This window comes from Nocardiopsis sp. NRRL B-16309 (assembly GCF_001279585.1).
GTDB lineage: Bacteria > Actinomycetota > Actinomycetes > Streptosporangiales > Streptosporangiaceae > Nocardiopsis.
In genome coordinates this window covers 27,877-54,010 of sequence record NZ_LGEC01000092.1, presented here as the reverse complement: position 1 = coordinate 54,010, position 26,134 = coordinate 27,877, and the positions used below count along the sequence as shown (strand labels likewise).

Annotated in this window: 24 protein-coding genes and 2 tRNA genes; 2 read left to right on the top strand and 24 right to left on the bottom strand. The window is 71.7% G+C overall.

Going from position 1 to position 26,134, the window contains the following annotated elements:
* Positions 1 to 48 precede the first annotated feature (48 nt).
* The 10 genes from ADL05_RS20975 to ADL05_RS20930 form a co-directional block, all read right to left on the bottom strand.
* Positions 49 to 576, bottom strand: coding sequence for an EF-hand domain-containing protein (locus tag ADL05_RS20975; RefSeq protein WP_053618700.1), 528 nt, complete (start codon positions 574 to 576; stop codon positions 49 to 51).
* Between the two features lie 196 nt (positions 577 to 772).
* A complete protein-coding gene (locus ADL05_RS20970; RefSeq protein WP_231640843.1) occupies positions 773 to 1,285 on the bottom strand; it encodes a DUF6917 domain-containing protein in 513 nt (170 codons plus the stop codon).
* Positions 1,282 to 2,205, bottom strand: a complete 924-nt coding sequence (locus tag ADL05_RS20965; protein ID WP_053618699.1) for a Gfo/Idh/MocA family protein — start codon at positions 2,203 to 2,205, stop codon at positions 1,282 to 1,284. Before ADL05_RS20965 ends, ADL05_RS20970 begins: the two co-directional genes overlap by 4 nt.
* Positions 2,205 to 3,362, bottom strand: coding sequence for an Ldh family oxidoreductase (locus ADL05_RS20960; RefSeq protein WP_053618698.1), 1,158 nt, complete (start codon positions 3,360 to 3,362; stop codon positions 2,205 to 2,207). The genes ADL05_RS20965 and ADL05_RS20960 overlap by 1 nt, the downstream gene beginning before the upstream one ends.
* Before the next feature lie 37 nt (positions 3,363 to 3,399).
* The gene (locus ADL05_RS20955) at positions 3,400 to 4,719 is read right to left on the bottom strand and encodes a M20/M25/M40 family metallo-hydrolase (RefSeq protein ID WP_053618697.1); all 1,320 of its coding nucleotides are present in this window, start codon (positions 4,717 to 4,719) and stop codon (positions 3,400 to 3,402) included.
* Positions 4,716 to 5,807 (bottom strand): sugar phosphate isomerase/epimerase, encoded by a 1,092-nt coding sequence (locus tag ADL05_RS20950; RefSeq protein ID WP_231640842.1) that lies wholly within the window; start codon positions 5,805 to 5,807, stop codon positions 4,716 to 4,718. The genes ADL05_RS20955 and ADL05_RS20950 overlap by 4 nt, the downstream gene beginning before the upstream one ends.
* Complete coding sequence (locus ADL05_RS20945; protein WP_231640841.1) at positions 5,788 to 6,777, bottom strand: oxidoreductase; 990 nt, start codon at positions 6,775 to 6,777, stop codon at positions 5,788 to 5,790. Before ADL05_RS20945 ends, ADL05_RS20950 begins: the two co-directional genes overlap by 20 nt.
* A gap of 347 nt (positions 6,778 to 7,124) precedes the next feature.
* On the bottom strand, positions 7,125 to 7,442 hold the full coding sequence (locus ADL05_RS20940) for a hypothetical protein (RefSeq protein ID WP_053618695.1): 318 nt from the start codon (positions 7,440 to 7,442) through the stop codon (positions 7,125 to 7,127).
* 401 nt (positions 7,443 to 7,843) lie between these two features.
* Positions 7,844 to 7,917, bottom strand: a tRNA-Pro gene (locus ADL05_RS20935).
* A gap of 334 nt (positions 7,918 to 8,251) precedes the next feature.
* A complete protein-coding gene (locus ADL05_RS20930) occupies positions 8,252 to 9,244 on the bottom strand; it encodes a hypothetical protein (protein ID WP_053618694.1) in 993 nt (330 codons plus the stop codon).
* A gap of 519 nt (positions 9,245 to 9,763) precedes the next feature.
* Here ADL05_RS20930 and ADL05_RS20925 point away from each other — a divergent pair.
* Entirely contained in the window at positions 9,764 to 10,297 is a 534-nt protein-coding gene (locus ADL05_RS20925) for a hypothetical protein (RefSeq protein ID WP_053618693.1), read from the top strand.
* A 220-nt stretch (positions 10,298 to 10,517) separates the two neighbouring features.
* Here the strand turns inward: ADL05_RS20925 and ADL05_RS20920 are convergent.
* A tRNA-Pro gene (locus ADL05_RS20920) sits at positions 10,518 to 10,591 on the bottom strand.
* A 139-nt stretch (positions 10,592 to 10,730) separates the two neighbouring features.
* Positions 10,731 to 11,246 carry a DUF523 domain-containing protein gene (locus ADL05_RS20915; protein ID WP_053618692.1) on the bottom strand — a complete coding sequence of 172 codons (516 nt, stop codon included), beginning with the start codon at positions 11,244 to 11,246 and terminating at the stop codon, positions 10,731 to 10,733.
* A 118-nt stretch (positions 11,247 to 11,364) separates the two neighbouring features.
* Between ADL05_RS20915 and ADL05_RS20910 the strand changes: the two genes are divergently transcribed.
* Positions 11,365 to 12,819: an MFS transporter gene (locus ADL05_RS20910; RefSeq protein WP_053618691.1), complete on the top strand. Its 1,455-nt coding sequence runs from the start codon at positions 11,365 to 11,367 to the stop codon at positions 12,817 to 12,819.
* A gap of 213 nt (positions 12,820 to 13,032) precedes the next feature.
* On the opposite strand, the gene der is transcribed toward ADL05_RS20910, so the two are convergent.
* The 12 genes from der to ADL05_RS20850 form a co-directional block, all read right to left on the bottom strand.
* Positions 13,033 to 14,472 carry a ribosome biogenesis GTPase Der gene (gene der / locus ADL05_RS20905; RefSeq protein ID WP_053618690.1) on the bottom strand — a complete coding sequence of 480 codons (1,440 nt, stop codon included), beginning with the start codon at positions 14,470 to 14,472 and terminating at the stop codon, positions 13,033 to 13,035.
* Positions 14,473 to 14,759: 287 nt separating this feature from the next.
* Positions 14,760 to 15,464 (bottom strand): (d)CMP kinase, encoded by a 705-nt coding sequence (gene cmk / locus ADL05_RS20900; RefSeq protein ID WP_053618689.1) that lies wholly within the window; start codon positions 15,462 to 15,464, stop codon positions 14,760 to 14,762.
* Between the two features lie 82 nt (positions 15,465 to 15,546).
* A complete protein-coding gene (locus ADL05_RS20895; protein ID WP_053618688.1) occupies positions 15,547 to 16,698 on the bottom strand; it encodes a prephenate dehydrogenase in 1,152 nt (383 codons plus the stop codon).
* Between the two features lie 70 nt (positions 16,699 to 16,768).
* Positions 16,769 to 17,131: a chorismate mutase gene (aroH, locus tag ADL05_RS20890; RefSeq protein WP_053618687.1), complete on the bottom strand. Its 363-nt coding sequence runs from the start codon at positions 17,129 to 17,131 to the stop codon at positions 16,769 to 16,771.
* A 104-nt stretch (positions 17,132 to 17,235) separates the two neighbouring features.
* A complete protein-coding gene (locus ADL05_RS29905) occupies positions 17,236 to 19,395 on the bottom strand; it encodes a pseudouridine synthase (RefSeq protein ID WP_082376658.1) in 2,160 nt (719 codons plus the stop codon).
* Positions 19,382 to 19,972 carry an SMC-Scp complex subunit ScpB gene (scpB, locus tag ADL05_RS20880; RefSeq protein WP_053618686.1) on the bottom strand — a complete coding sequence of 197 codons (591 nt, stop codon included), beginning with the start codon at positions 19,970 to 19,972 and terminating at the stop codon, positions 19,382 to 19,384. Before scpB ends, ADL05_RS29905 begins: the two co-directional genes overlap by 14 nt.
* Positions 19,969 to 20,802 (bottom strand): ScpA family protein, encoded by an 834-nt coding sequence (locus ADL05_RS20875; protein ID WP_053618685.1) that lies wholly within the window; start codon positions 20,800 to 20,802, stop codon positions 19,969 to 19,971. Before ADL05_RS20875 ends, scpB begins: the two co-directional genes overlap by 4 nt.
* Before the next feature lie 118 nt (positions 20,803 to 20,920).
* Positions 20,921 to 21,307, bottom strand: coding sequence for a hypothetical protein (locus ADL05_RS20870; RefSeq protein WP_053618853.1), 387 nt, complete (start codon positions 21,305 to 21,307; stop codon positions 20,921 to 20,923).
* The gene (locus ADL05_RS20865; protein ID WP_053618684.1) at positions 21,304 to 22,263 is read right to left on the bottom strand and encodes a ParA family protein; all 960 of its coding nucleotides are present in this window, start codon (positions 22,261 to 22,263) and stop codon (positions 21,304 to 21,306) included. The genes ADL05_RS20870 and ADL05_RS20865 overlap by 4 nt, the downstream gene beginning before the upstream one ends.
* Positions 22,264 to 22,516: 253 nt before the next feature.
* Positions 22,517 to 23,650: a tyrosine-type recombinase/integrase gene (locus tag ADL05_RS20860; protein ID WP_053618683.1), complete on the bottom strand. Its 1,134-nt coding sequence runs from the start codon at positions 23,648 to 23,650 to the stop codon at positions 22,517 to 22,519.
* A gap of 3 nt (positions 23,651 to 23,653) precedes the next feature.
* Entirely contained in the window at positions 23,654 to 24,319 is a 666-nt protein-coding gene (locus tag ADL05_RS20855) for an NUDIX hydrolase (RefSeq protein WP_053618682.1), read from the bottom strand.
* Positions 24,320 to 24,360: 41 nt separating this feature from the next.
* Positions 24,361 to 26,001, bottom strand: a complete 1,641-nt coding sequence (locus tag ADL05_RS20850; protein WP_082376656.1) for a CTP synthase — start codon at positions 25,999 to 26,001, stop codon at positions 24,361 to 24,363.
* Positions 26,002 to 26,134: the final 133 nt, after the last annotated feature.

Genomic DNA, 26,134 nt, shown 5'->3' with positions numbered 1-26,134 from the left:
CGGCGGCGGGCCGGGGCCCGGACCCGCCGCCGCGACCGACGGGGCGGGTCAGGCGCCGAGGAGCGGGATGTCGTTCCTGCCGAGGTGGTAGTCACGGACGGCGGCGACCAGTTCGGCCACCGAGAGCTTCCCGCTGCCGTCGGTGTCCAGCTGGCGGAACGCCTCGTCGGCGGCCGCCTGGTCGAGACCGATGGCGTCGAACCACTTCGTCATCTCCGACGGGCTGACCTCGCCGTCGCCGTTGGTGTCCAGCACGTTGACGATCGCCTGGATGGTCGGTGCCACGACCGCGCCGAACCCGGCGTCGCCCTTGTTGATGATCTCCTGCTCGGCGACACGGAGGAACTGCGCCTTGTCCATCCGGTCCGTGCCGGCCGCGTTGGCCAGGTGGTCGAACATGGCCAGGTAGGCCCGCTTCAGCTCATCCGCCTGGGAGGACCCCTGTGCTCCCAGGCCGTTGATGATGCCGTCGGCCTCGGCCTCGAAGTCCGAGCGCTCGATCACGCCGTTGCCGTTCGCGTCCCAGAGGCGGAAGCGCTCTTCGAGACGGGTGCTCTCCTTGACTCCAACTGCCATGAGATATTCCTTCCATAGTTATTATGAAACCCAGCTCAAGGATTCCACGAATGAATGCAGAACCAGAGTGGGGGAATCGCCGGGAACCGGCGCTGTCTGCATGATGAATATTACCGTCAGTGCGCCCTCTAAAACAGGTCAGGCGACGATTATTTTCATTTTGCGACCGCCTCTACTGTTCCCACAGATAAACAATTCACGGATATTCGGACAAACGGTCCCCGCCGGCGCCGTCCGGGCAGGCGAGGGCACGCCCGTCGTCGGACGCGCGCCCGTCGCCGGACGCCGGGATGTGGTCGGCGCCCCGCCCCTGGCGGAACACCAGCGGTTCCCCGGCCGCCAGGGCCAGGTCCCGGCCGGTCGGCACCGGGTCGGCGTGGATGAGCACGTTGTAGTGGTTGGGGAAGTGGCAGGCGTCGAACCCCAACAGCACACCGACCCGGCGCGAGCCGATCCAGACCTCGTCGCCACGGTCCAGCACGCCCGCGCCGGTGATCTCCGCGAAACCGAGGAAGCCGACGCGGTCGATCCGCGCCCCCGCGTCGGTCTCGGTGTGGTCGGTGGCGACCAGTTCGTGCAGCTCGCCCGCGCGCACGCAGCGGCTCGCGTACGGTTCCAACCGCATCCCCCGGTCCGTGCGCCCGTGGACGAGCACCTTCACCAGCGTCGCGGTGACCGCCCGCTTGGGGCCGTCCTCCTGTGGGTTCATGCCGCTCCCTCCCCGACGACCGCCTCCGCCGACCGGTAGGCCTCCCCCACCAGCCGCAGGGCGGCAAGCCCGCCGCCGCCCTCGTCCGACCCGTCCCGGACACACCGCTCGAAGGCACCGACGATCCCGGAGTACTCATGCCACAGGGAGTCCTTGAACCCGGGATGGCCCGCCAGCATGTCGGCGGCCAGCGTCCGGCCGTCGGCCAGTCGGACCTCGACGTCCTTGCGCTCGCCCTCGTAGGACCAGTCGAGCAGCACCCGGGCCCGCGCGCCGCCGGCGCGCAGCACGATGTCGGCCCGCCGGTCGGTGCCGGCGGCGTCGTGGACGATCCGCGCCGAGACGATCTCGGCCGGGCCGAGCAGCAGTTCGACCAGGTCGAAGGCGTTGGGACCGTTGTCGGCGACACAGCCGCCGCCGCACCGGCTCGCGTCCAGGTACCAGGTGTCGGTACCGGCGTGCTCCTCGATCCGCTCCAGATAGCGCACGGTCAGCTCCTCGACCCGTGCCCCGCGGATCTCCTCCCGCAGCCGCGCGACGGCGGAGTTGTAGCGCCGGTGGAAGGCCGTGAACAGCACCGCCCCGCGCTCGCGGGCCAGTGCCGTCAGCGCCTCCCCCTCCCCGGTGTCCAGGGCCAGCGGCTTCTCCACGCACACCGCCACTCCGCGTTCCAGCGCGTCCGCGCAGATCCGGGCGTGCGCGTCGTTGGGCGCGGTGACCACGACGGCATCCACCCCGCCCTCCTCCAGCAGCCGCAGGTGGTCGGTGTACCGCGGCACCCCCGCGGTGTGCGCGGCCAGCACCGCCGGATCGCGGTCGCACACCGCGGCCAGGCGTACCGTCGGCGCCTCGCTCAGCGCGGCGAGGTAGAACCGCGAGATGACGCCGAGGCCGACCACCCCGATGTTCAGCGGGGACATCAGTACTCCTCCAGGGGCGCGGGCAGGACCAGGCCCGCACGGTCGGCGACCACGGCCAGTTCGTCGTAGAGCGCCCCGTCGAGGGGAACGCCCGAGTCCAGGCACGCCCGGGTCCGCTGGTACTCGTGCCAGCCCGGATAGCGCACCGGCGCGGAGGGGTCGGTCGCGGGGCAGGCCAGCAGCGCGCCGAACATCGCCCCCGCGTCGGCGGCGGCGCCCTCGCGCAGCGCGCCCGGTGCGACCGCCGCCACGAAGAAGCCGATGTCGTCGTCGCGACCGCTCGGGCCCCCGTCACCCGCGAGCGCCTCGTCCGCCGGGCCCGTGCCCGCCCCGGGCACGAGCGCGGACAGCACCTCGACCATGAGTCCGAGACCGAAACCCTTGTACTGCCCGGCCTCGCCGCCCAGCCACATCAGGTGGGCCCGTCCCGCGTCGAAGGCGTGCGGGTCGGTGACCGGGGCGCCCAGATCGTCGCGCAGCAGCCCTTCGGGCAGGGTGCGCCCCTCGCGGGCGGCCTGGCGGACACGTCCGGTGGGCGCGGCCGTCGTGCTCATGTCGAGCACGAAGGGCGGGTGCGGGCCCGCCGGGGCGGCGACGCTGAGGGGGTTGGTGCCCAGCATCGCCACCGCGCCCCCGGGCGGCCGGGCGATGCGCTGGCCGCCGCAGTTGCTGGCGACCAGTCCGATCATGCCGTGGTCGACCGCGCGCAGCGCGTGGTGCCCCGCGCAGCCCAGGTGGGTGGCGCCGCGCACGGCGACCACGCCGATCCCGTACTCGGCGGCGCGCTCGGCGGCCCGTTCCATGGCCTCGCCCGCGGCCCAGAGCCCCAGCGCGCGGCGGGCGTCCACGAGCAGGGCGGCGCCGCGGTCCCGGACCGTGCGGGGCTCGGCGCGGGGATCGACGCGCCCCTCGTCGAACAGCGGAAGGTAGAGGCGGGACAGGTTGGCCAGGCCGTGGGAGCGCAGACCGGTGAGGTCGCCGTGGCACAGCGCCCGCGCGGCCTCGTGCGCCCTCGCGGGTGCCAGGCCGCGGTCGGTGAACACCGCCGCGGTGAAGGAGAACAGGTCGTCGTGGCGGACCCGGACCGTGGGCGGGCTCTGGGACGCGGGTGGATGGTTCGGTGGGACGGAGGGGGCGGTGGAGACGGACGGGTTCACGAGCCTCCGATCAGCGGTACGGCGGGAACAGGCGGTTTCACGAGCCTCCGATCAGGGGTGCGGGAGAACGGGCTGGGGGGTCCGCGACGGCCGTGTCGGTGAAGGCGAGCAGCAGGCGGGTCACCGCGTCGGCGAACTCGGCGAGTTCACCGACGCCCGCGAACTCGCCCTGGGCGTGCGCGTTGTTGCCGGAGAGGTCGCCGGGTCCGAGCACCACGGTGCAGGCGTCGCCGAGGCCCGACATCCAGATGGCGTCGCAGGTGAAGGCCGGTTCGTCCGGCGGCCACGGCGCTATCCCCGCGCCGCGCAGGAGTGCGTGCCCCCAGGGGTCGCGGTCGTCCAGGACGGGCAGACCGCGCTTGCGCCACTCCAGTCGGGTGATGGCGCGCGCGTCGGCGGCGGTGCGGGCGAAGAGCGCGGTGCCGCCGAAGTCCTTGGCGAACGCGTCGAGCCCGTCGTCCAGCGCCTCGCGCAGGGCCCTCTCCAGGACTTCCCCGCCCCTGGCCGAGGCGTAGGAGAGGTTGAGCAGCAGCTCTCCGGTGCCGTAGACCCGGTTGTGCAGCGTCCCGGTGTGCAGACCCGCCACGCACACGGCGCCCCGGGCCGCCTCGTGGTCCAGGGCCCGGCCCAGGTGCTGGGCGAGGAAGCCCAGGAGCACGCTCGCGTTGTGGCCGTCCGCGGGGCGGTCGTCGACGGCGTCGGCGCCCTCGACGACCACGCGCGCGGTCATCGCCGCCGTACTGCGCGGCAGGAACCGCATCCCGGTGGGTTCGCAGAAGACGTTGAGCCGGCCGGTGTGGCCGCGCTCGACCAGCGGCCGGGTTCCGAGGACGCCCATGGCGCCGCCCTCCTCCCCCGCCACGGCTTGGATCAGCACACCGACGTCGCGGCCGAGGGCGGGTCGCCGTGCCCGGGCGGCGCGCACACCGGCCAGCAGTGCCACCGCGGGGCCCTTGGCGTCGATCGCCCCGCGACCGTGGAAGCGTTCGCCGTCGAAGTGGACCGGCAGGTGACCGGCGACCGTGTCCAGGTGCACGTTGAACATCACGGTGCGCGCGGGCGGCAGGTCCGGGCCCAGCCGCAGGACGAGGCTGGGCTGGTCGTCGAGGAAGCCGGGCGTGTCCAGCGCCTCGCGCACGGGGGCGGGCACGTCCGGCCGGTCCAGGTCGGCGGGCTCGGCGGGGGCGTGGTGCACGACGCGGAAGCCGATCTCCCCGGCGCAGTGGGCGTAGTCGGCCTGTGCCTCGCGCAACAGCGGCGCGGGCCCGCGGGGGCCGGTCTCCAGGGGGCCCGCGGTGGGCAGGTGCAACAGTCGCAGCAGCAGGTCGTGGTCGGTACTGGTGAACACGGAGGTCATCGGGCGGCCCCCTCTCTCGCGGACCGCGCGGCCGGATCGTCGGCCGCGGTCGCCCTCGTGGAATCGGTGGTGCGACCGGTGGTGGAGTCGGCGGGGCCGGTGGGGCTGGCGGTGGTCGGAGCGGTCGCCATGGCCGAGTCGGTGGGACCAATGGGGTTGGCGGAGGCGGAGGTGGCCATCGTGGAGCCGGTGGGGGGAACGTCGGTGGTGCGACCGGTGGCGACCCGGTCCACGAGGCTCTCCAGTGCGCGCCCGTAGGCGAGGAACGAGCCGTGGTCCCCGCTGCCGCGGTCGTCGGCCGCGTGTGGACGCAGGTGCAGGTGGGGTTCCATCGACAGCGCCCCGGTGTAGCCGTGCTCGGCCAGCTGCTCCAGGACCTCGGGCACACCGGCCTCGCCGGTGCCGGGAAGGACGTAGCCCACCGTGCCGTCGCGGCCGGTCACGGCGTCCTTGACGTGCACGTGTGCGACGTGGTCGATGAGGGCGCGCAGCATCGGCGGCCCGGGGTAGCCGTGCGCGACGCCGTTGCCGGTGTCGAACAGGAGGCGCAGCGCCGGGCTGTCGATGCCGGTGACCAGGTCCAGCATCCGGTCGGCGCTCTCACCCGCCCAACCCGTGCAGTTCTCGTGTGCCAGCACCAGCCCGGCGTCCTCGGCGCGCAGGGCCAGCTCGCGCAACCGCGCGCGTGCCCGCCGGCCCCACTCGGGCCCGGGCAGTCCGCCCGAGGCGTAGGACATCACGCGCACCAGGCGGGTGCCCAGGAGGCCGCAACGGCGGGCCAGGACGTCGAGTTCGACCAGGTCGGCGCTGAAGTCACCGGTGACCGGGCGGGACCAGTCACCGATCTTGGCGGCGACGCAGACCACGGTGACGCCCGCCGCGTCGATCCGCTCCGCCGCGCGGGCGAAGGACGCGTCGTCCATCAGGGCGACGGGTACCCCGTCGACCGTACGCAGCTCCAGGTGGTTCCACCGCAGCCGGGCGAGGGCGGCCAGCTGACCGCCGAGGTCGGGGGCGGCCTCGTCGCCGATCCCGGCCAGGGCGGGGCGGAACCGCCCGAAGGCGGGCTCAGAGGGCGCTGGGGACACTGTGCACCTCCTCGGGAAGGACGGGGTCCGGCTCGCGCACCGCGCACAGGTCCTTGGCCTCGGTGAGCAGCCGCACGGCGTCGACGTGCACCGGCAGCGTCCCGGGTTCGAGGGGCAGGCGCTGGTGACGGGCGTAGGCGCGGAGGATGAAGGAGGGCAGGGCGTCGTCGGTGAACACCGAACGGGTCGCCTCTCGGCCCGCCACGGCCACGCGCAGCTGGGCGGTGTGATCGGTGTCCCCGCACGGATAGTGGCCGACGAGGGTGGCCCGGTCGAACTCCAGGGTGATGCGGCGCTCGCGCACGGGCGAGGTCAGGTCCGAATCGATCTCGGTGCGCACCCCCGAGTGGTGGTCCAGCCGCAGGCGGGCCCGGCCCAGGCGGGGCAGGTGCCTGTCGTCGGTGACCATGTCCTCCCAGGAGGCGGTGGCCAGGCTGGCACCGCCGGCCAGGGTGAGCACGACGGCCAGGGCGTGGGGCACCTCGACGTCGAAGGCGGTCGGATGGCCCGGGGACCGGGCGCTACGGGTGAAACGGGGCTTGTTCTGCACGACGCGGATGCCCCGCAGCCCGCCGAATTCGTGTCCTTCCACCGCGGTGCGCAGGCGCCGGGTGAGCGCGCTGTCCAGCCACTGCGTGGTGACCGTGAGATCCAGGCCCCAGCGTCGGCGTACCCGTGCGACGGCCGCGAGACCGGCCAGGTCCAGGGCCAGCGGCTTCTCCACGATGACCATGCGGTAGCCGAGCTCGCCCAGGCGGTCGAGCATGCCCGAGCGGATGTGCGGCGGGGTGCACAGGTGGACGACGGTCCGATGCGGTGGGACGCGGCGGGCCGCCTGCTCCAGGGAGTCCACCATGACCGCGTCGGGGGCGGGAACCGGCGCACGGAACGGGTCGAAGGCGATCGGTGGTTCGGGGGCGAAGAGGTCCGGGGCCGCGACGCGTGCCTTGGACAGCGATGGCAGGTGCAATCCCTCGCCTGACCTGCCCATACCGACCACGAAACTGTGCAGCAATGCGGACCAACGCCTTTCCGGTCGACTTCGGCGTCCTTTTCTGCGAAAGCATCATCGGGGCCTGGACTTCTCACGCGGGAGTCCGGCGGGGTCCACCGTGCAATCTGTTTCTCCCACCGGACTCACGCGCACCGGACTCAGCTTCGGGCAACGGCCGGGCAGGGTCAATGGCGCACACCCGCACCCGCAACCAAAACCGGGGAATCGGATCCTCAATATGTGGTCGACAATTCTCCACAAAGGAAGTGTTCTTCCTTAAGCGGAGAATGCCCTCCGAATGCGATCGAATACGGACATCTCAGTCAGGCCACGGAGAGGCTGAACATCCCGCTGGGCGGAGCGTGCCAGCCCCGGTCGGGGGCGACCAGCACTCCGGGGCCGAAGCAGAACGCGTTGGCGTGGATGAACACGTCCGAGTCGGTCTGGTTGATCACCACGTGAGCGGTCAACGGGAGATGCCGGCAGCTCCCGGACTCGGGGTCCTGGTAGGTCGTGACCTCCTCCAGCTCGGTGGTGAACACGACGATCTCACCGGTGGCGGCCTGGGCCGGAACCGCGCTGACGAGTACCGCCGCGGCGGCGGCCGCGAACGCGGCCACGAGGGAACCGAGCAGCTTCATCAAGTCCTCCTTGTCGCTTTTGAACTGTTATGCGGCGCCCCCGCAACGAGTGATGCAGTCCATGCCACGATGGGGGCTCAACTCATCCTTCGCGAACTAAAGGACTCACGTCAATTCCCTACTGTCCTGATGGAGGGAATTTCGGCCACCGCGGAGCACGAGGCACCGGGAGCAAGAGCGGGTTCGTGCGAATACAGCATCGGAACCAGCACCCGCTTTGTCCCTTTCATAACGCTCTCCCGCAGCGGAGGCCGAACATGAATTCGACAAGAACAATCAGCGTCCGGAAACGGTCCGGTCGGCGAACCAGCGGGCGGCGCCACGTCCCGGGGCAGCCCCACCCAAGACGCAGCGAGGGGCCCGTCTGACGACGGACCCCTCGCTGACCTGCTATTCCTCTGTCGGGACGGCGGGATTTGAACCCACGACCCCTTGACCCCCAGTCAAGTGCGCTACCAAACTGCGCTACGTCCCGGCCACTGGGCGAGCGCCGCTTCCGGCCCCGCCAACGGGTAAAACCTTATCGCATTCCCGGAGTGGATCGCACCGCGCGTCCGCCCCCACCGCCCCGACCGATCGCTCGGCCGAGGCGCCCGGTCGTCCACGACCGGCCGCGGACGACCGGGCCGAGGTCACCGGAGCGACAGACGACCACGTCGTGCCGCGTACGGCTGCACGGGGGTCCGCGCCACTGCCCTTCCCCATGGTCGGTCGACAACGTGGCAGCGGGCGGAACCCGTACTGCGGGGCCGTCGCGCCGGGCACCCTGGGTCGGCACCCTCGGGCCTGGACCGCGCGGTCCAGACTCGTCAGTAGGACGAGATGTGCACGTGGTCGTAGTGGTTCTCCGTCACGCTGCCGCGGTCGCTCATCGCCACCCACTGGCCGCTGGAGGGCTGCCAGATCCGCTGCTCCCAGATCACGTACTTGACCCCGAGCCGGCCGGCGTTGTCGATCGCGTACTGGGCGATGGCGTTGCCCGTGGAGCGGTTGCCCGCACTGGGGTGGGTGCCGATCACCGCCACCATGAAGTCGCACGCCTGGCCCGTTCCGTGGTCGTCGGCGCTGTTGCGCGCGCAGCCGACCTCGTAGGGGACGCCGACGCTGAGGATGACCTCGTCGCGGATGGCGGCCATGCGCGGGGTCGCGCCGTCGAACCCCCAGCCCTTGACGCTCTCGGGGATGGTGCCCGAGACCCCGCCTTCCGGTTCCTCGGGGACCTGCTCCTCCTCATAGCGCTCGATGGCCTCCTCGACCTCCTCGCGCTGCTCCTCCAGGGTGTCGATCAGGTCCTCGGCCTCGGCCAGCTCCTCCGCGGCCTCCTCAGCGGTCTCCTCGCGCTCGGCCTGCAGCTCCACCAGCTCGGCGATCTGACCCGACTGGTTGCGGCCGAGCTGCTCGACCGTGGCCGTGTCCTGGAACATCTGCTCGGGAGAGGCGCTGAAGAACATCTCCAGGGCCGGGTCCAGACCGGAGCTCTTGTAGCGCGCGGCGGCGATGTGGACCACGCCGGAGCGTGAGCGATCGAGCTGTTCCTCGACCTCCTCCAGGTCCGCCTCGGCCCGCTCGGCGCGTTCCTTGATCTCGGTGAACTGCAGGAGCTCGCCGTCGTAGGACTCCTCCAGCTCCTCCGCCCGCTCGGTCAGCCCGTCGATGTCCAGTTCGTCCACATCGGGCTCCGCGTGGACGTCGACCGGCGCGAGGAGCACGGCGGCCAGCGCCAGGGCCAGCGCTCCGGTGGCCGAGCGCACGCCTGGGCGGCGCCGGGCGTCGGCGGGGGACGGGACGGGGGTCCGGTTCATGCGAGCTCCATGGGTCGTACCGCGGGCGAGCCCGAGACGCGAGAAGCCACTGGGGGCGGGGGAGGGGGCCCGGCGCCGGCTCACGCCACTCACGGCACCAGCGTGAAGGTGCCATCGGGGCGGCGGATGCACAGGAGACAATACGAGATATCGACGTCATATACCTAATGCCGGACATCGCCCCCATGGCGGCCAGGCGTTCCACTCCCGACACAGACGATGGCTCATGGCCGGGGCGGCACGCCACGGCACCGCATCACGCCGCGGAATCCGACGCGCACCGCTCTTCCTACCGGTACGGCGAAGAGAGGCCCGCCTGTGGCGAACCCCTCCCCGACCCGCTACTCCAGACGTAGATCGATCCTCATCGACGAGTGGCTCATCGTCGCTGGTCGTGGCGGTGGAGAGCGCACGATGGTTGGCGGCACCACCCAATCGTCCCCGGCGTCGATAGCATCACCTGGCCAGTGCAGGACGCCCACGACCGCGCCAGGCGTCCCAGCCCGGCAAGGAGGCCACATGAGCGAGGCGTACTCGCCGATCCCGGAACTGAACCTGCTCAAGGAGTTCGCGGACCGGATCGGTCCGGTCTACTACTCGGAGGGTTTCGAGCTGCGCGAGTACGGCGCGGACGCCGGCCTCCACACCTGGTCGGAGCATCCGGAGTTCCTGAGCCGGTTCATTCCCTTCGCGCAGGCCAACGGCTCCGGCTCCGGCTACGCGCTGTGGCGGTGCGACGATCGGGCCGATCTGGCCGCTCTGCCCGTCGTCCTGGTCGGCGATGAAGGAGATCTCTATGTGATCGCGCGAAACCTGATGGAGCTGTTCCAGCTTCTGGCCATCGACAGTGAACCCTTCGCTGACGTCGGGTTCCTTGCCTCCGGAGACGTTGAGGATCACAGCGACGGCCACCATGGGTTCCTCACCTGGTTGAACCAGAATTTCGGCCTTGGGCCACCGGAGGACCCGCACGCGCTGTGGGCCGGGCGAAAGGAGTCCGACGATCGGTTCAGGGCATGGGTGAACCGGTTCGTCGAGTTGGACGATCACTGACATCCGTTCGCTCGGGTCATGACGGCACTGACACGACGGAGCGCGTCTACCGGCATCAGTTGCGACCGGTACACCGGTCGGCGGCCAAGGCCATGGACGCCATCCTGCGCGACGTGGGCTGACACCCATCCGGCCCCGGTTCAACCCAACGTCCACCCACCGCAGACGCAGAAAAGGGCCCGTCTGACGACGAGCCCCTCCATGACCTGCTACTTCTCTGTCGGGACGGCGGGATTTGAACCCACGACCCCTTGACCCCCAGTCAAGTGCGCTACCAAACTGCGCTACGTCCCGGCCGCTGGGCGGGCGCCGTCTCCGGCCCCGCCAACAGGTGAAACTCTACCGCACGATCCAGGGCGCTCACACCAGGATTCCCAGTGCCGGACGCCCTCGCGCGCAGACCCCGGACCCGCTCCCGAGTCCCCTCACGCACTCACGGCTCCCCCGGGCGCTCGGAACCCTCCAGCCCCTCCAGGTGGGCGACGGCCTCGGCGATCTGGTCCTCGTTGAACACCGCCACGCCCCGCTCGGCGAGCAGGCGGGCCGTGACTCCGGCACCGGGCACCTTGCGGCCCCCGAACGTGCCGTCGTAGACCTCGTGGGACCCGCACGAGGGGCTGGACTCCTTCAGGATCGCCATGACCGCGCCGTGGGCCTGGGCGGTCGCCAGGGCCGAACGCGCCCCCGAGACGAAGTGGTCGCTCACGTCGACCCGGTCCGGGGTGAGGATGCGCGCCCGGCCGTCGAGGACCGCGTCGGCGTCCGCGCCGGGCTCGATCTCGGCCGGTGGCCGCGGCACCGCCAGTCCGCCCGCGATCTCCGGGCAGTGCACCACGAGCCGCCCCTCGGCCCTCCAGCGGTCGAGGGCGTCGTCCTCGACCGTCTTGGCCCGCCCGTCATAGCGGACCCGCCGACCCATCAGGCAGGCACTCACGAGCACCTTGAGCATGCGTTCCCCTTCCGCCCTACCGTCACGCTACCGCCGCCACGACACGGGCGATGTCCACGATGTTCTTACTTATGGTGATTAACTATGTGTTTTGAGTGACATTCCTGAGGGGGCAGACGTGAGCGACCACCCGAGCCATCGGCCACCGGTCCTGGTGACCGAGCACCGGACCACACGCAAGGCCGTCACGGCCGCCGCCATCGGCAACGCCACCGAGTGGTACGACTTCGGCGTCTACAGCTACCTCGCCGTCACCATCGGTCTGGTCTTCTACCCGTCCCAGTCGCAGGGCGTCCAGCTCATCGCGACCTTCACCACCTTCGCCGCGGCCTTCCTCGTACGCCCCCTCGGCGGCCTGTTCTTCGGCCCGCTCGGCGACCGCGTCGGCCGCAAGCGGGTCCTGGCCGCCACCATGCTCCTGATGGCGGTCGGCACCTTCTCCATCGGGCTCATCCCGTCCGCCGCCACCATCGGCGTCGCCGCGCCGATCCTGCTGCTCGTCGCCCGCATGGTCCAGGGCTTCTCCACGGGCGGTGAGTACGGCGGCGCCACGACCTTCATCGCCGAGTACGCGCCCGACCGCCGCCGCGGCTTCCTCGCGTCCTGGCTGGAGTTCGGCACGGTCAGCGGGTACGTCGGCGGCGCCTCGATCGTCACGGTCATGACCCTCCTGCTGGGTGCGGACGCCATGACGGACTGGGGATGGCGGGTGCCCTTCCTGCTCGCCCTGCCGCTGGGCGCGGTCGGCCTGTACCTGCGGCTGAGGCTGGAGGAGACACCGGTCTTCGCGCAGGACACGGAGGGCTTCGGCAAGGACGCCGAGGGGCACCGCCGCAAGGGGCAGTTCCGGGAGACGATCCTCGGCCAGTGGCCCGCGCTCCTGCTGTGCGTCGGGCTCGTCATGGTCTTCAACGTCAACAACTACATGGTGACGGCCTACCTGCCCACCTACCTCGACGCCGAACTCGGCTACAGCTCCACCCTGGGCCTGGTCATGACGCTGACCGCCATGGTGTTCATGCTCGTGGCGGTGACGTTCTTCGGGCGCCTGAGCGACCGTGTGGGCCGCAGACCCGTCCTGCTGTCCGGGTGCCTGTTCTCCATCGTGCTGTCCCTGCCGGCGTTCTGGCTCCTCCAGCGCGGCAGCATGCTCGCGGTCGCCCTCGGGGTGCTGGTCCTGGCCGTCACCCTGGTGCACTTCTCCGGCAGCGCCCCGGCCTCCCTCCCGGCGCTCTTCCCGACGAAGGTGCGCTACGGAGCGCTGGCGATCGGCTTCAACGTCTCCGTCGCGCTGTTCGGCGGTACGACGCCGCTGATCGCCGAGGCGCTCGTCCAGTCGACCGGCAACCTGTACTCGCCGGCGTGGCTCGTGATGATCGCGGGCGCGGTCGGGCTGCTCGTGGTGTGGCGGATGAAGGAGAGCGCGGGTCGGCCGCTGCCGGGCGCACCGCACATCCCGGTCCCCGACCGCGACCCCGCGCTCTCCGCCCGGCTGCCCTACCCGAGGAAGGGGCCCGACGGAGAGCCCCTCCCCCGGCCGAGCAACGTCCGGCGCCTGCCCACGGACGGGTGACCGGGCACGGGGAAGGCACGCAACGGACACCGGGCGACGGGTCCGGGCGGCGGGCACCCGACCCCGGACCCGCGCGACGCGCCCCGCGCGCCGAGCGGCAGGCGCGGACACCGGGCACGTGGCGCGGAGCGCCAGGCGGCGATCCGGCCCCGGACACACGACGGGGGCGCCTCCGCACGGGAGGCGCCCCCTCCGGCCTGTCGCCGGTCCCGCTCAGCGGCGACCGCGCGGCTTGCGGTCCGGACGCACGCTTCCCTTGGAGGCGCGCCCCGGGGTCGCGCCCTTCTTCTCACGGATGCGCATGCTGATGTGCAGCGGCGACCCCTCGAACCCGAAGTCCTCCCGCAGGCGGCGCTCGATGAAGCGGCGGTAGTTCTCCTCCAGGAACCCGGTCGTGAACAGGATGAAGTGCGGCGGACGCGCACCCGCCTGCGTCGCGAACAGGATCTTGGGCTGCTTGCCGCCGCGCACCGGCGGCGGCGTGGCCGCCACCAGCTCCTTGAGCCAGTTGTTGAGCTGGCCCGTCGGGATGCGCTGCCCCCACCCGGCCAGGCTCGTCTCGATCGCCGGGACGAGCTTCTCCATGTGGCGGCCGGTCTGCGCGGAGATGTTCACCCGCGGAGCCCAGGAGACCCGCGCCAGCTGGCGGTCGATCTCCTTCTCCAGGTAGATCCGGCGCTCCTCGTCGAGGATGTCCCACTTGTTGAACGCCAGCACCAGGCCGCGCCCGGCCTCCACGACCTGCTCCACGACCCGGATGTCCTGCTCCGCCAGCGGCTCGCTGACGTCCATCAGGACCACCGCCACCTCGGCCCGCTCCAGGGCGGAGCCGGTGCGCATGGTCGCGTAGTAGTCGGCCCCCTGCAGGGCGCGGAACCGGCGGCGGATACCGGCGGTGTCGATGAACTTCCAGGTCTTGCCACCCAGCTCGATCAGCTCGTCGACGGCGTCGCGCGTGGTCCCGGCCACCGAGTCCACCACGACGCGGTCCTCGCCGGCGAGCCGGTTGAGCAGGCTGGACTTGCCCACGTTGGGCCGCCCCACCAGGGCGATCCGGGACGGGCCGTCCTCGGCGTCGTCGTCGGTCGAGCCCTCGGGGGTCTCGGGGAAGGCCGCCACGACGGCGTCGAGCATGTCGCCCGTACCGCGCCCGTGCAGGGCGCTGATGGCGAAGGGCTCGCCCACGCCGAGGTTCCACAGGTCGAGGGCGTCCGACTCCTGCATCTGCCCGTCGACCTTGTTGGCGGCCAGGACCACCGGGCGCTTGGTCGAGCGCAGAACGCGCGTCACGGCCGCGTCGGCGTCGGTGATGCCCACGGTCGCGTCGACCACGAACAGGATCACGTCGGCGGTCTGCGCCGCGTACTCGGCCTGGCGCGCGACCATCGCGGCCAGACCGGTCACGCTGGTCTCCCAGCCGCCGGTGTCCACGAGAGTGAACTTCGCGTTCTGCCACTCGGCGTCGTAGGCGACGCGGTCGCGGGTCACCCCCGGCACGTCCTCGACCACGGCCTCGCGGCGGCCGATGATGCGGTTGACGAGGCTGGACTTGCCCACGTTGGGTCGTCCGACCACCGCCACGACGGGCAGGGGCGGCGCCGCGCCGTCCCGCTCCTCGTCGAAGCCGACGTCGGACATGTCGAAGTCACTCATGTACTGCTCTCCCGGTACGTAGGTTCCCGCGCGCCCAGGATGCGTGCCGCGGGAACGTGCGTGGTCGGTGTCCGCGCTCTGCGGCGCGGACGGGCCGCACGGATGCCGACGGCACCCGTGTACTGGCCACGGGGAAGAACCCCCGCGGATGTTCGTCTGTTCCCCGGTGAAGGGGCCACGACGGGTGATGTGACCGGTCTGACCGGCGCACGGCCACGGACGGGGGCCGGTCACCACGCCCGCCCCCGGGTCCCGGCTCCGGGAGCGGGTCCCGGGCCGAAGGGCCGCTACGCCCCGCGGGCCTGGCCGGCCTCGTCGGCCAGCTTCACGACCAGGCCGATGACCTCGTCCAGGCTCAGCCCCGTCGTGTCCAGCTCGGTGGCGTCGGCGGTCTGGGTCAGCGGCGAGTGCGCCCGGCTGGAGTCCAGCTGGTCGCGCCGCGCCAGGTCGGCCTGCGTCGCCGCGACGTCGCTGGTGCGGACCTCCTTGCTGCGCCGCAGCGCACGGGTCTGCGCGCTCGCGGTCAGGAACAGTTTGACGGGAGCCTCCGGCGCCACCACGGTCGTGATGTCACGGCCCTCGACCACGATCCCGGCGCTCTCGCGCCGGGCCGCCTCGATGACCTCCCGCTGGGTGCGCACCAGCAGGGCACGCGCCTCCGGCACGGCCGAGACGGCGCTGACACTGCCGGTGACGTCCTTGCCGCGGATCTCGGCGGCCACGTCGCGGCCGTCGACGGTCACGGTCGGCGCGGAGGGGTCGGTGCCCATCTCGATGACGGGCTCCTCGACGAGCGCGGCCACCGCGGCGGCGTCGTTGACGTCCACCCCGTGGTCCAGCATCCACCAGGTCAGGGCCCGGTACATGGCGCCGGTGTCCAGGTAGCGCAGGTCCCGTGCCCGGGCGACGCCCTTGGCCGTGCTCGACTTGCCCGAGCCGGAGGGACCGTCGATCGCGATGACGATGCCCTGGTTGCCGTCCTGCACGTTCACTGCCGCTGTCTCCCCGCTACCGATACCGCCTACCAACGCACCAGCCTACCTGTGGCGGCGCCCCTCCCGGACCCCCGTGCCCTCAGGCTCCGGCGTGCACGGACCAGCCGTCGTCGGACAGGGCGCGGGCGAGCGGGTCCACGGCGGCGGGCAGCACGTACAGCTGGGCCACACCCAGCGGCAGGCCGGGTGTGTGCTCGATCCGGACGTCCTCGATGTTGACCCCGGCGTCGGCCGCCACCGCGAACATGCGCCCCAGCACACCGGGCTCGTCCGGGATGACGACGGGGAGGACCGCGTAGTCGGGCAGCTTGACCCCGCCGTGCTTGCCGGGCAGGCGCTCCTGGCCGGAGCGGCCACGGGCGAGCAGGTCGCGCACCGGCTCCAGGACCTCGTCGCCGGCCCCGTCCCGGGCCCGCGCCAGGGCGTGCAGCGCGTCGGCGGTCGCGGCCAGGTCGGCGGCCATCCCGTGCAGGACGTCGGCGACCGGAACGGCGTTGTGCGTGAGGATCTCGGTCCACATGGCCGGGTCCCCGCCGGCCACGCGCGTCACGTCGCGCACGCCCTGTCCGGCGAGGGTCAGCGCGGTGTCGTCGCCCGACAGCAGCCGGGCGGCCACCGCGGAGGAGGCCACGTGCGGGGCGTGGGAGACCAGGGCGACCGCGCGGTCGTGCGCCTCGGCCTCCAGCACCAGCGGGTCCGCGCCGCACAGCCTCGCCAGCTCGGCGACGGCGGCCACGGTCTCCGCGCCCGCCTTGCCCGTGGGGCACAGGGCCCACGAGCGGCCCAGGAACAGGTCCGCCCTGGCCGCTCCGGGGCCGTGCTTCTCCCGCCCGCCCATCGGGTGGCCGGGAACGAACGTGGCCATGTCGCAGCCGAGCCGCTCGGCCTCCGCCAGCACACTCGCCTTCACACTGGCCACGTCGGTGTACACGTGGGCGAGACCGCGGTCCTGGGCGCCCCGCAGGACCGCGGGGATCACCGCGGGCGGCGCGGCGATGACCGCGATGTCGACCGGGCGGGTCTGCGCCGACTCGTCCAGGACGCGGCCGGCCCCCAGGTCGCAGGCCAGGCGCACCGAAGCGGCGTCCGGGTCCGACAGCAGGACCTCGACCCCCCGGGCGCGCAGTGCGAGCGCGATCGACGTGCCGATGAGCCCGGTCCCGACCACCGCGACCCGGCCCACCGCGGGCCGGTGGTCCGCGGCCCCGTCCGCGCCCTTGCTGTTACCCACTGCTCTCCCGCTCTCCGACGTGCGTGTGTCCTCCCAGCGTAGAGCCTCGCCGGGCGGGACGGCTTCCGTGCTATTGCGCGATGTCCAGCCGCAGCGCCTGTGCGCCGCGCAGGTAGACGTGCTGCACGTCCGAGCGCGGCCGGTCGATCTCCACGTGGGCCATCAGGCGCACCACGCGCGGCAACGCGTGCGGGACGTCGATCTCGCTCGCGCACATCAGCGGCACGTCGGCGAAGCCGAGCTTGCGCGCGGCCAGGGCCGGGAACTCGGAGGTCAGATCCGGAGTCGCCGTGAAGAGCACACTGATCACGTCGTCGGTGACCAGCTGGTTGCGGCGCATCACCTCGGAGACCAGTTCGGCCGTGGCCTCCAGCACCTGCTCGCGTTCGTCCGCGTCGACCTGCACCGCACCGCGGATGGCCCGTACCGCCACGTTCGATCCCGCCTCATCCTTGCTCTGTCCGGCCGTACCCCGGAGAAGGGAACGGCGGCCACCGCCACGGAGGGAGTCCGCACGGTGACCGCCGTCAACTGTATCTACAGGCCCGCGGCCGCGTAGAGTTCGCCCACCTCGCGAGAGGTCAGCGCCCGCATGGTGCCCTGCTGGAGCGTGTTCAGGTCGATGGGACCGACCTGGGTGCGGGCGAGGTCGGCGACCGGGTGGCCGACGGCCTCCATCAGGCGGCGCACGATGTGCTTGCGCCCCTCGTGCAGGCGGATCTCCACCATGGCCTTGGGCGCGTCGTTGTCGACGACGCGGAACGAGTCGACCTCGACCGGACCGTCGTCGAGCTCGACGCCCTTGTTGACCTCGCGGACCACGCGCTGGGGAACCGGGCCCGGCACCATGGCCACGTAGGTCTTGACGACCTTGTAGCGCGGGTGGGTCAGGCGGTTGGCCAGTTCACCGTCGTTGGTCAGCAGGATCAGGCCCTCGGTCTCGGTGTCGAGACGACCGACGTGGAAGATGCGCTCCGCGGTCTGGCCGGTGTAGTCGGCCAGCGTCGGACGGCCCTCCGGATCCCACATGGTGCTGACCACGCCGCGCGGCTTGTTGAGCGCGAAGTAGAGCTTGTCCGGAGCGGTGACGACGCGCATGCCGTCGACGCGGATCTCCGAGGCCTCGGGGTCGACGCGTGCGCCGAAGCGCCGGACGACCTGTCCGTCCACGGAGACACGGCCGGCGGCGATCATCTCCTCGCTGGCGCGGCGGCTGGCCACACCGGCGGCGGCGAGGGCCTTCTGGAGGCGGATGCCGCCCTGGACGTCGCTGTAGGAGTCGCGGTCCTCGCCGAGGTGGTCCTCGTCCTTGGGGTTGTAGTCGGCGCGCAGCGCGCTGAGGCGCTCGCGGGCCGCCTTGGACAGCTGGCTCTCCTTCGTGACACCGGCCGCGGGGGCGGCGTCACGCTTCTGGGGCCGGTCGTCCGAACGGCGCTCGTCCCGCCGGTCGCGGTCGCCACCGGAGGTCCGGCGGTCGTCGCGGTTGCGGGGGCCCCGGTCGGAGCCGCGGTCGTCGCGGCCCTGGTACCCGCCGCGTCCACGGTCGCCGCCCTGGCCACGGGGGCCCTTGTGGCCGCCGCGGTCGCGGTCTCCCGCGAAGGACCGGCGATCGTCACGCTGGTCACGGGAACCCTTGTAGCCACCACGATCATCCCGACCCTGGTATCCACCACGGTCGCGGTCACGGTCACCGCCGAACGAACGACGGTCACCACCCTGATCGCGGGAACCCTTGTAACCACCACGGTCATCACGGCCCTGGTAGCCGCCACGGCCACGATCATCACGTTGGTCACGCGAACCCCGGTAGCCACCACGATCGTCCCGACCCTGGTATCCACCACGGTCGCGGTCACGGTCACCGCCGAACGAACGACGGTCACCACCCTGGTCACGCGAACCCTTGTAACCACCACGGTCATCACGGCCCTGATAACCACCACGGCCACGGTCGCCACCCTGGTCACGCGAACCCCGGTAGCCGCCGCGGTCGCGGTCTCCCGCGAAGGACCGGCGATCGTCACGCTGGTCACGGGAACCCTTGTAGCCACCACGATCATCCCGACCCTGGTAGCCGCCACGGTCGCGGTCACGGTCACCGCCGAACGAACGACGGTCACCACCCTGGTCACGGGAACCCTTGTAGCCACCACGGTCATCGCGACCCTGGTAACCACCACGGTCGCGGTCACGGTCACCGCCGAACGAACGGCGCTCGCCACCCTGGTCACGCGAACCCTTGTAACCGCCACGGTCATCACGGCCCTGGTAACCGCCACGGCCACGGTCGCCACCCTGGTCACGCGAACCCCGGTAGCCGCCACGGTCGTCCCGACCCTGGTACCCACCGCGGTCGCGGCGGTAGCCGCCACGGTCGTCCCGACCCTGGTACCCACCGCGGTCGCGGTCACGGTCACCGCCGAACGAACGGCGCTCACCGCCCTGGTCACGCGAACCCTTGTAGCCACCGCGATCATCGCGGCCCTGGTATCCACCACGGCCGCGGTCGCGGTCTCCGCCGAAGGAACGGCGGTCGTCTCGGTTGCGGGGGCCCCGGTCGCCGCGGAATCCGCCGCGCGCCCGGTCGTCGCCCCTCTCGCCGCGGCCGCCCTGGCCGCCGCGCTTGTCGTAGTCGCCGCGCTCACCGCGCGGGGCGTCGTCCCGCGCACCGCGGGAACTGTCGTTAGGTGTGCTCACCGGTGTCGTCTAGACCTTCGATGTCGTCGGGGAGGAACGGCGCCAGATCAGGCAGCTCGTCGAGGCCTCGCAGGCCCAACCGTTCCAGGAAATAGGAGGTGGTCCGATACAGCAGCGCACCGGATTCGGAATCGTGTCCGGCCTCTTCGATCAGGCCCCTCAGTACGAGGGTACGCATAACCCCGTCGCAGTTGACACCGCGTACGGCGGAGACCCTGCCCCGGGAGACCGGCTGTCGGTAGGCCACCACCGCCATCGTCTCGAGTGCGGCCTGGGTGAGCCGCACCTCCTGCCCCTCCTTGAGGAAGTGCTCGACGACGTCGGCGCATTCGGGCCGCGTGTACACGCGCCACCCTTCGGCCACCGCCCTCAGGTCGAAACCGCGCCCCTGCTCGGTGTATTCCCGCGACAGGTCCTCCAGCGTCCGGGTCACCACGTCCAGGGGGACGTCCAGGGCCCGGGCCAGCTCGTACTCCGACACGGGCGTGTCCACCACCATCAGCACCGCCTCCAGGTCCCGGCGCAGGGTGGCGGGGGCGGAGACATCACCCACATCGGTCGTGCCGTCGGCGCTCATTCAGCCTCCACGGTGTCGTCGTACTCGGTGTCCACCTCGACCTCGGCGTCGCCGCCGGTCCAGGTCACGATGAGCTCCCCCAGCGGCTCGGGCTGGTCGAAGGCCACGTTGCTCGCCCGGTACAGCTCCAGCAGGGACAGGAAGCGGGCGACGACCTCGAAGGTATCTGTACAGCCGTCGGTCAGCTCGACGAACGTCAGCCGCCCGTGCTCGCGCAGCGCCGCCACCACCAGTTCGCCCTGCTCCTTGACGGAGGTCTTGGTCTGGTGGATGTGCGTGACCGGGACGCTCGGCGGCTCCTTGGGGGTGAACACCATCCCCGCGAGCGCGGCGAACTCCTGCGGACCGAGCTTGAACAGCACGTCCGGCCGCATCGCCGCGAACCGCTCCTCCAGCTGCACCGCCCGCGCGTACCTGCGCCCCTGAGCCGCCAGCCGGTCGCGCATCAGGGCCGCGACCTCCTTGTAGGCCCGGTACTGCAGCAGGCGGGCGAACAGCAGGTCGCGGGCCTCCAGCAGCGCCAGGTCGCCCTCGTCCTCCACGTCGCCGCGCGGCAGCAGCCGTGCCGCCTTCAGGTCCAGCAGGGTGGCCGCGACCAGCAGGAAGTTGCTCGCCTGGTCCAGGTCCCAGGCGTCCCCGTGCGCCCGGATGTGCGCGATGAACTCGTCGGTGACCTTCGACAGCGACACCTCGGTGATGTCCAGCTTGTGCTTGGAGATCAACCCGAGGAGCAGGTCGAACGGTCCCTCGAAGTTGTCCAGGTGCACCTGGAAGGCGTGCTCGTCCACCTCGTCGGTGTCGTCGCCCCCGTGCGCCCGCTCAGCCGCCATGGCCGCGGCCCCGCGTCGTCTCACTCATACGTCAAGGGTGTCACCGGTCGGATCCGACCGGTGACACCCGCGTCCCTTCGTTCCCGAACCGGCACCCCCTCCGATGCCAGTGCGGGCGCTAGTCCTCGCTCAGTCGCCTGACCAGCATGCTGGTCTGGCCGTTCTCCTCGAAGTCGGCCAGCAGGACCGCGACGGCCTCGCGGACGAGGCGGCCCCGGTCGGCCGACAGCCCGTGCTCCGCGCGCAGCGACAGCCGGGTCTGTTCCAGGGCCAGCAGTTCGGGCCCGGAGATGTAGACGGTGATCTTCTCGTCGTGGCGCTGGCGTCCGCTCGGCTTGGGCGCACCGTCCGGCTGGGCGATGATCCTGCGCCTGCGGCGCGCCGTCGTCTCGGGCGGACTCTTCTGCTCCGGTGCCGTGTACTGGCGTTCGGTCTCCACGGGCGACGCGTCCTCCGCGCCGCCTGAGGGGCGGAAGAACAGCTCGTCCGCCCCCGGTAGGGTCACGCGCCGTGACCGCTGAGAGGCCACCTCGCCAGCACCTCCTTGGCCAGATCCCGATAGGCGTTGGCCCCGGCCGACGACGAGTCGAACCGGGTGATGGGTTCGCCCGCCACGGTGGCGTCCGGGAAGCGCACGGTGCGGTTGATGACCGTGCCGTACACCTTGTCGCCGAATCCGTCGATGATCGTGGACAGCACCTCACGCGCGTGGAGCGTGCGCGGGTCGTACATGGTGCCCAGGAAGCCGTCGATGACCAGGTCCTCGTTGAGGCGCTCCTGGACCTTCTGGATGGTGTCCATCAGCAGCGCCACGCCGCGCAGCGCGAAGAACTCGCACTCCAGCGGCACGATGACGCCGTCGGCCGCGGTGAGCGCGTTGACGGTCAGCAGGCCCAGCGACGGCTGGCAGTCGATCAGGACGACGTCGTAGTCGTCGATGACCGGGCGCAGCGCGCGGCCGAGCATCTGCTCGCGCGCCACCTCACCGACCAGCTGGACCTCGGCGGCCGACAGGTCGATGTTGCTCGGAATGAGGTCGAGGCCCTCGATGTCGGTCTTGAGCAGGACGTCCTCGACCGTCACGTCCCGCTGCATGAGCAGGTTGTAGACGGTCAGGTCCAGCTCGCGCGGGTCCAGCCGGCCGAGACCGACGGAGAGCGCTCCCTGCGGGTCGAAGTCGACCAGCAGCACGCGCCTGCCGCACTCGGCGATGGCCGCACCGAGGTTGATGGTGGTGGTGGTCTTACCGACGCCACCCTTCTGATTACAGAGTGCTACGATCCGTGCCGGGCCGTGTTCGTCGAGCGGCTCGGGCTCCGGATAGGTCCGTTCCGGTCTTGTGGTGTGCAGATCCGCCCCCGTGTTGCGTGTCGTGCCCCAGGGATTGGTCACCGGGTCGACGAGGTCCCCCTCGCCGACGGGTGCGGTGTTCGCAGCCACGTCGTCCTCCGACCAGTTCACAACCCTGGACCTCCCCTACGGACCGGCCACGGCCCGAAGGGATGCCGTGCCCCTGCGCCTGGCCGCCGTCGGAAACTCAATATGTCGACAGCAACGTACCGCCGTGCGGCGACTCTAGAACGCCGACACGGCGCACATCAACGTAAACCTGTCGGTAGAATCCCACGCCATCGTCCCTGGGGGGAAGTCGAACGGGGACTCCACGGTGCCCGCTTCCCCCGCGCAGCAGGCGTTCTCGCGTCGTTCGGCCAGTTCACCGGCGCGCTCGGGGATGACTCGCGGCATAGACCTCGCGCAGGTGCTCGACCGTGACCAGCGTATAGATCTGGGTGGTGGTGACCGAACTGTGCCCCAGCAGTTCCTGCACGACCCGGATGTCGGCGCCCCCGTCGAGCAGGTGGGTGGCGAAGGAGTGCCTCAGGGTGTGCGGTGAGACGCCCTCCACCCCGGCCCGGTCGGCGACCGCGCCCAGGACGGCCCACCCGCCCTGGCGGGTCAGCCGGCCGCCGCGCGCGTTGAGGAACAGGGCCGGGCCTCCTCCGCTCCTGGTCGCCGAGGCGGCCAGCACGGGGCGGGCCCGCACGAGGTAGGCGGACAGGGCGCGGCGGGCGTAGGAGCCGAGGGGCACCAGGCGTTCGCGTCCGCCCTTGCCGCGGAAGCGCACGAGTCCCACGGCCCTTTCGGCGGCCACCGCGTCGGAGACGTCGTCGACGTCCAGGCCCACCGCCTCGGAGATCCGGGCGCCGGTGCCGTAGAGGACTTCCAGCAGGGCGCGGTCGCGCAGCGCCAGCAGGGCCGCGCGGTCGCCGCCGCCACCGCCGGACGGACCGCCCGGAGCCCTCCGAGCCTCACCCGCACCGGACCCGCCACTCGCCCCCGGAGCCCCGTCCGCAGCGGAGGAGGACGGGTCGGACTCCCCGTGCGGGGGCGCGTCGCCGCCGCCCTCCCGCTCCGGTGCGGCGGCCATCGGCCCGGCCGCGTCCAGGAGGCGCTCCACGTCCTCCAGCGGTAGGGCCTTGGGCAGCCGCATCGGCGGGGGCGGCGGGGTGACCTCCGCCGCCGGGTCGTGGTCGGCCCACCCCTCGCGCACGGCGAACCTGTGCAGCCCGCGCACCGCGGCCAGGGCGCGCCCGGCCGAGGCCGCGCTCAGCGGCACGTGCTCCTCGTCGCCCTCGCGCAGGGCCTGGAGGTACCGGCCGACCCGGGACCCGTCCACGTCGGCCAGGTAGGCCACGCCCGAGGCGGTCAGGTGGCGGGTGTAGCGGCGCAGGTCACGACGGTAGGCGAGCAGGGTATTGGTCGCCAGCGCGCGCTCGGCGCTGAGGTGGTCCAGGAAGGCGGACGCCACCTCCGCCAGCGGCGCGGCGACCCCGTCGTCCTCGCCCACGGCTCAGCCTCCGGCGGGGTCGCGCAGGGAGGCGAAGCCGTCCGCGGCGGCGGCCTGGGCGGCCAGGATCCCGATGATCGACGACGCGTTGTGCAGCCGGCCGTCCATGACCAGGCGCACGGCCTCGTCCAGTGGCACCCACTCGGCCGCCAGGTCGGTCTCCTCGTGCTCGCGGACGAAGTCGATCTCCGCCGCGGGGACCTCGGACAGGTCCCGGGCGAGGTAGACGTGGATGCGCTCGTTGGAGAAGCCCACGGAGGGGAAGAAGTCGGCGAGCTCGTGCCAGCGCCGCGCGCGCAGCCCCGCCTCCTCGACCAGCTCCCGCTGGGCGGTGAGCAGCGGGTCCTCGCCCTCCACGTCGATCATCCCGGCGGGCAGCTCCCACATGGTGTGCCTGACGGCGTGCCGGTACTGGCGCAGCAGCAGGATCCGGCCGTCCTCGTCCAGGGCCAGGGTCGCGGCGGCGCCGGGGTGGACCATGTAGTCGCGGGCGGCCAGGGACGTGCCCTCCCCGTCGGCGCCGGGCATCACCACCCAGTCCGTGCGCATCCCGCACTTGCGGCCCTGGTAGCGCTCCTCGGAGCGCTCGACCGGCCATGCGTCGGGGGCGTCCGCGATCTTGGCGTCCGCCCCCGTGCGACGGCCGTCCGGGTGGGTGTCACTGACCATGCGTTCGCCTCTCAGGCTCGTGTCCCCCACCCGGATCCGGCCTAGGAGTTCCTGTGCTCCAGAGCGGCGGCGACCAGACCGCGGAAGAGCGGGTTGGCCTTGGTCGGGCGGGAGCGCAGCTCCGGGTGCGCCTGCGTCGCGATGAAGAACGGGTGGACGTCCCGGGGCAGTTCGACGTACTCCACCAGCTTGCCATCAGGGGAGAGCCCGGAGAACACCAGGCCGGCCCCCTCAAGCTTGGCGCGGTAGGCGTTGTTGACCTCGAAGCGGTGGCGGTGGCGCTCGGAGACCTGCGCCTCGCCGTCGTAGACCTCCCGGGCCAGGGTGCCCTCGCCCAGGTCCGCCGGGTACAGGCCCAGGCGCATCGTGCCGCCCATGTCCCGCTCGCCGGCGACGACGTCCTCCTGGTCGGACATGGTGGCGATGACCGGGTCGACGGCCTTGTCGTCGAACTCGGTGCTGTTGGCGCCCTCCATGCCCAGGACGTTGCGGGCGCTCTCGATCACCATGGCCTGCAGGCCCAGGCAGATGCCCAGCAGCGGGATCCGGTTCTCGCGGGCGTAGCGGATGGCGCCGAGCTTGCCCTCGATGCCGCGGATGCCGAAGCCGCCGGGGATCAGGACGCCGTCGGCGTCGGCCAGCTCGGCCGCCGCGCCCGAGGGGCTGGCGCAGTTGTCGCTGGCCACCCAGCGGATGTTGACGCGCGTGTTGGTGGCGAACCCGCCCGCGCGCAGGGCCTCGCTCACCGACAGGTAGGCGTCGGGCAGGTCGATGTACTTGCCGACCAGGGCGACGGTGATCTCGTGGTCGGGCTGGTGGACCCGGCGCAGCAGCTCGTCCCACTCGGTCCAGTCCACGTCCCGGAAGGGCATGCCCAGGCGGCGCACGACGTAGGCGTCCAGGCCCTCGCGGTGCAGCACCTTGGGGATGTCGTAGATGGAGGGAGCGTCGGGGGTGGAGACCACACCGGCCTCCTCCACGTCGCACATCAGGCTGATCTTGGCCTTGAGGCTCTGCGTGATGGGCCGGTCGGAGCGGCACACGATGGCGTCGGGCTGGATACCGATGCTGCGCAGGGCCGCCACGGAGTGCTGGGTGGGCTTGGTCTTCATCTCCCCGGACGGGCCGAGGAACGGGATCAGGGACACGTGCAGGAAGAAGCAGTTGTCCCGGCCGATCTCGTGCCGGATCTGGCGGACCGACTCCAGGAAGGGCTGCGACTCGATGTCACCGACGGTGCCGCCGATCTCGGTGATGACGATGTCGACGTCGGGAGCGTCCATCGCGTAGATGCGGGACTTGATCTCGTTGGTGATGTGCGGGATGACCTGCACGGTGTCACCGAGGTAGGCGCCCTGGCGCTCCTTGGCGATGACGCTGGAGTAGACCTGGCCGGTGGTGACGTTGGCCGACGCCGACAGCTCGGTGTCCAGGAAGCGCTCGTAGTGGCCGACGTCCAGGTCGGTCTCGGCCCCGTCGTCGGTGACGAAGACCTCGCCGTGCTGGAAGGGGTTCATCGTCCCCGGGTCGACGTTGAGGTAGGGGTCGAGCTTTTGCATGGTGACCCGCAGGCCGCGCGACTTCAGGAGTCGTCCCAGGCTGGAGGCGGTGAGGCCCTTGCCAAGACTGGAGGCGACGCCGCCAGTAACGAAAAGGTGCTTGGTACTCGCGGCGGATGCCAAAGTGTTGCTCCCGTGGGTTGAGTGGCTACGGCGGGCTCGGATGAACTGAGCGGCCGTGCGGCGGTCCGGTGCGAGGCGGTCTGGGATGCGCCGAGACGGCGCCGGACTCCACGGGGCACCAGGATAACAGGCC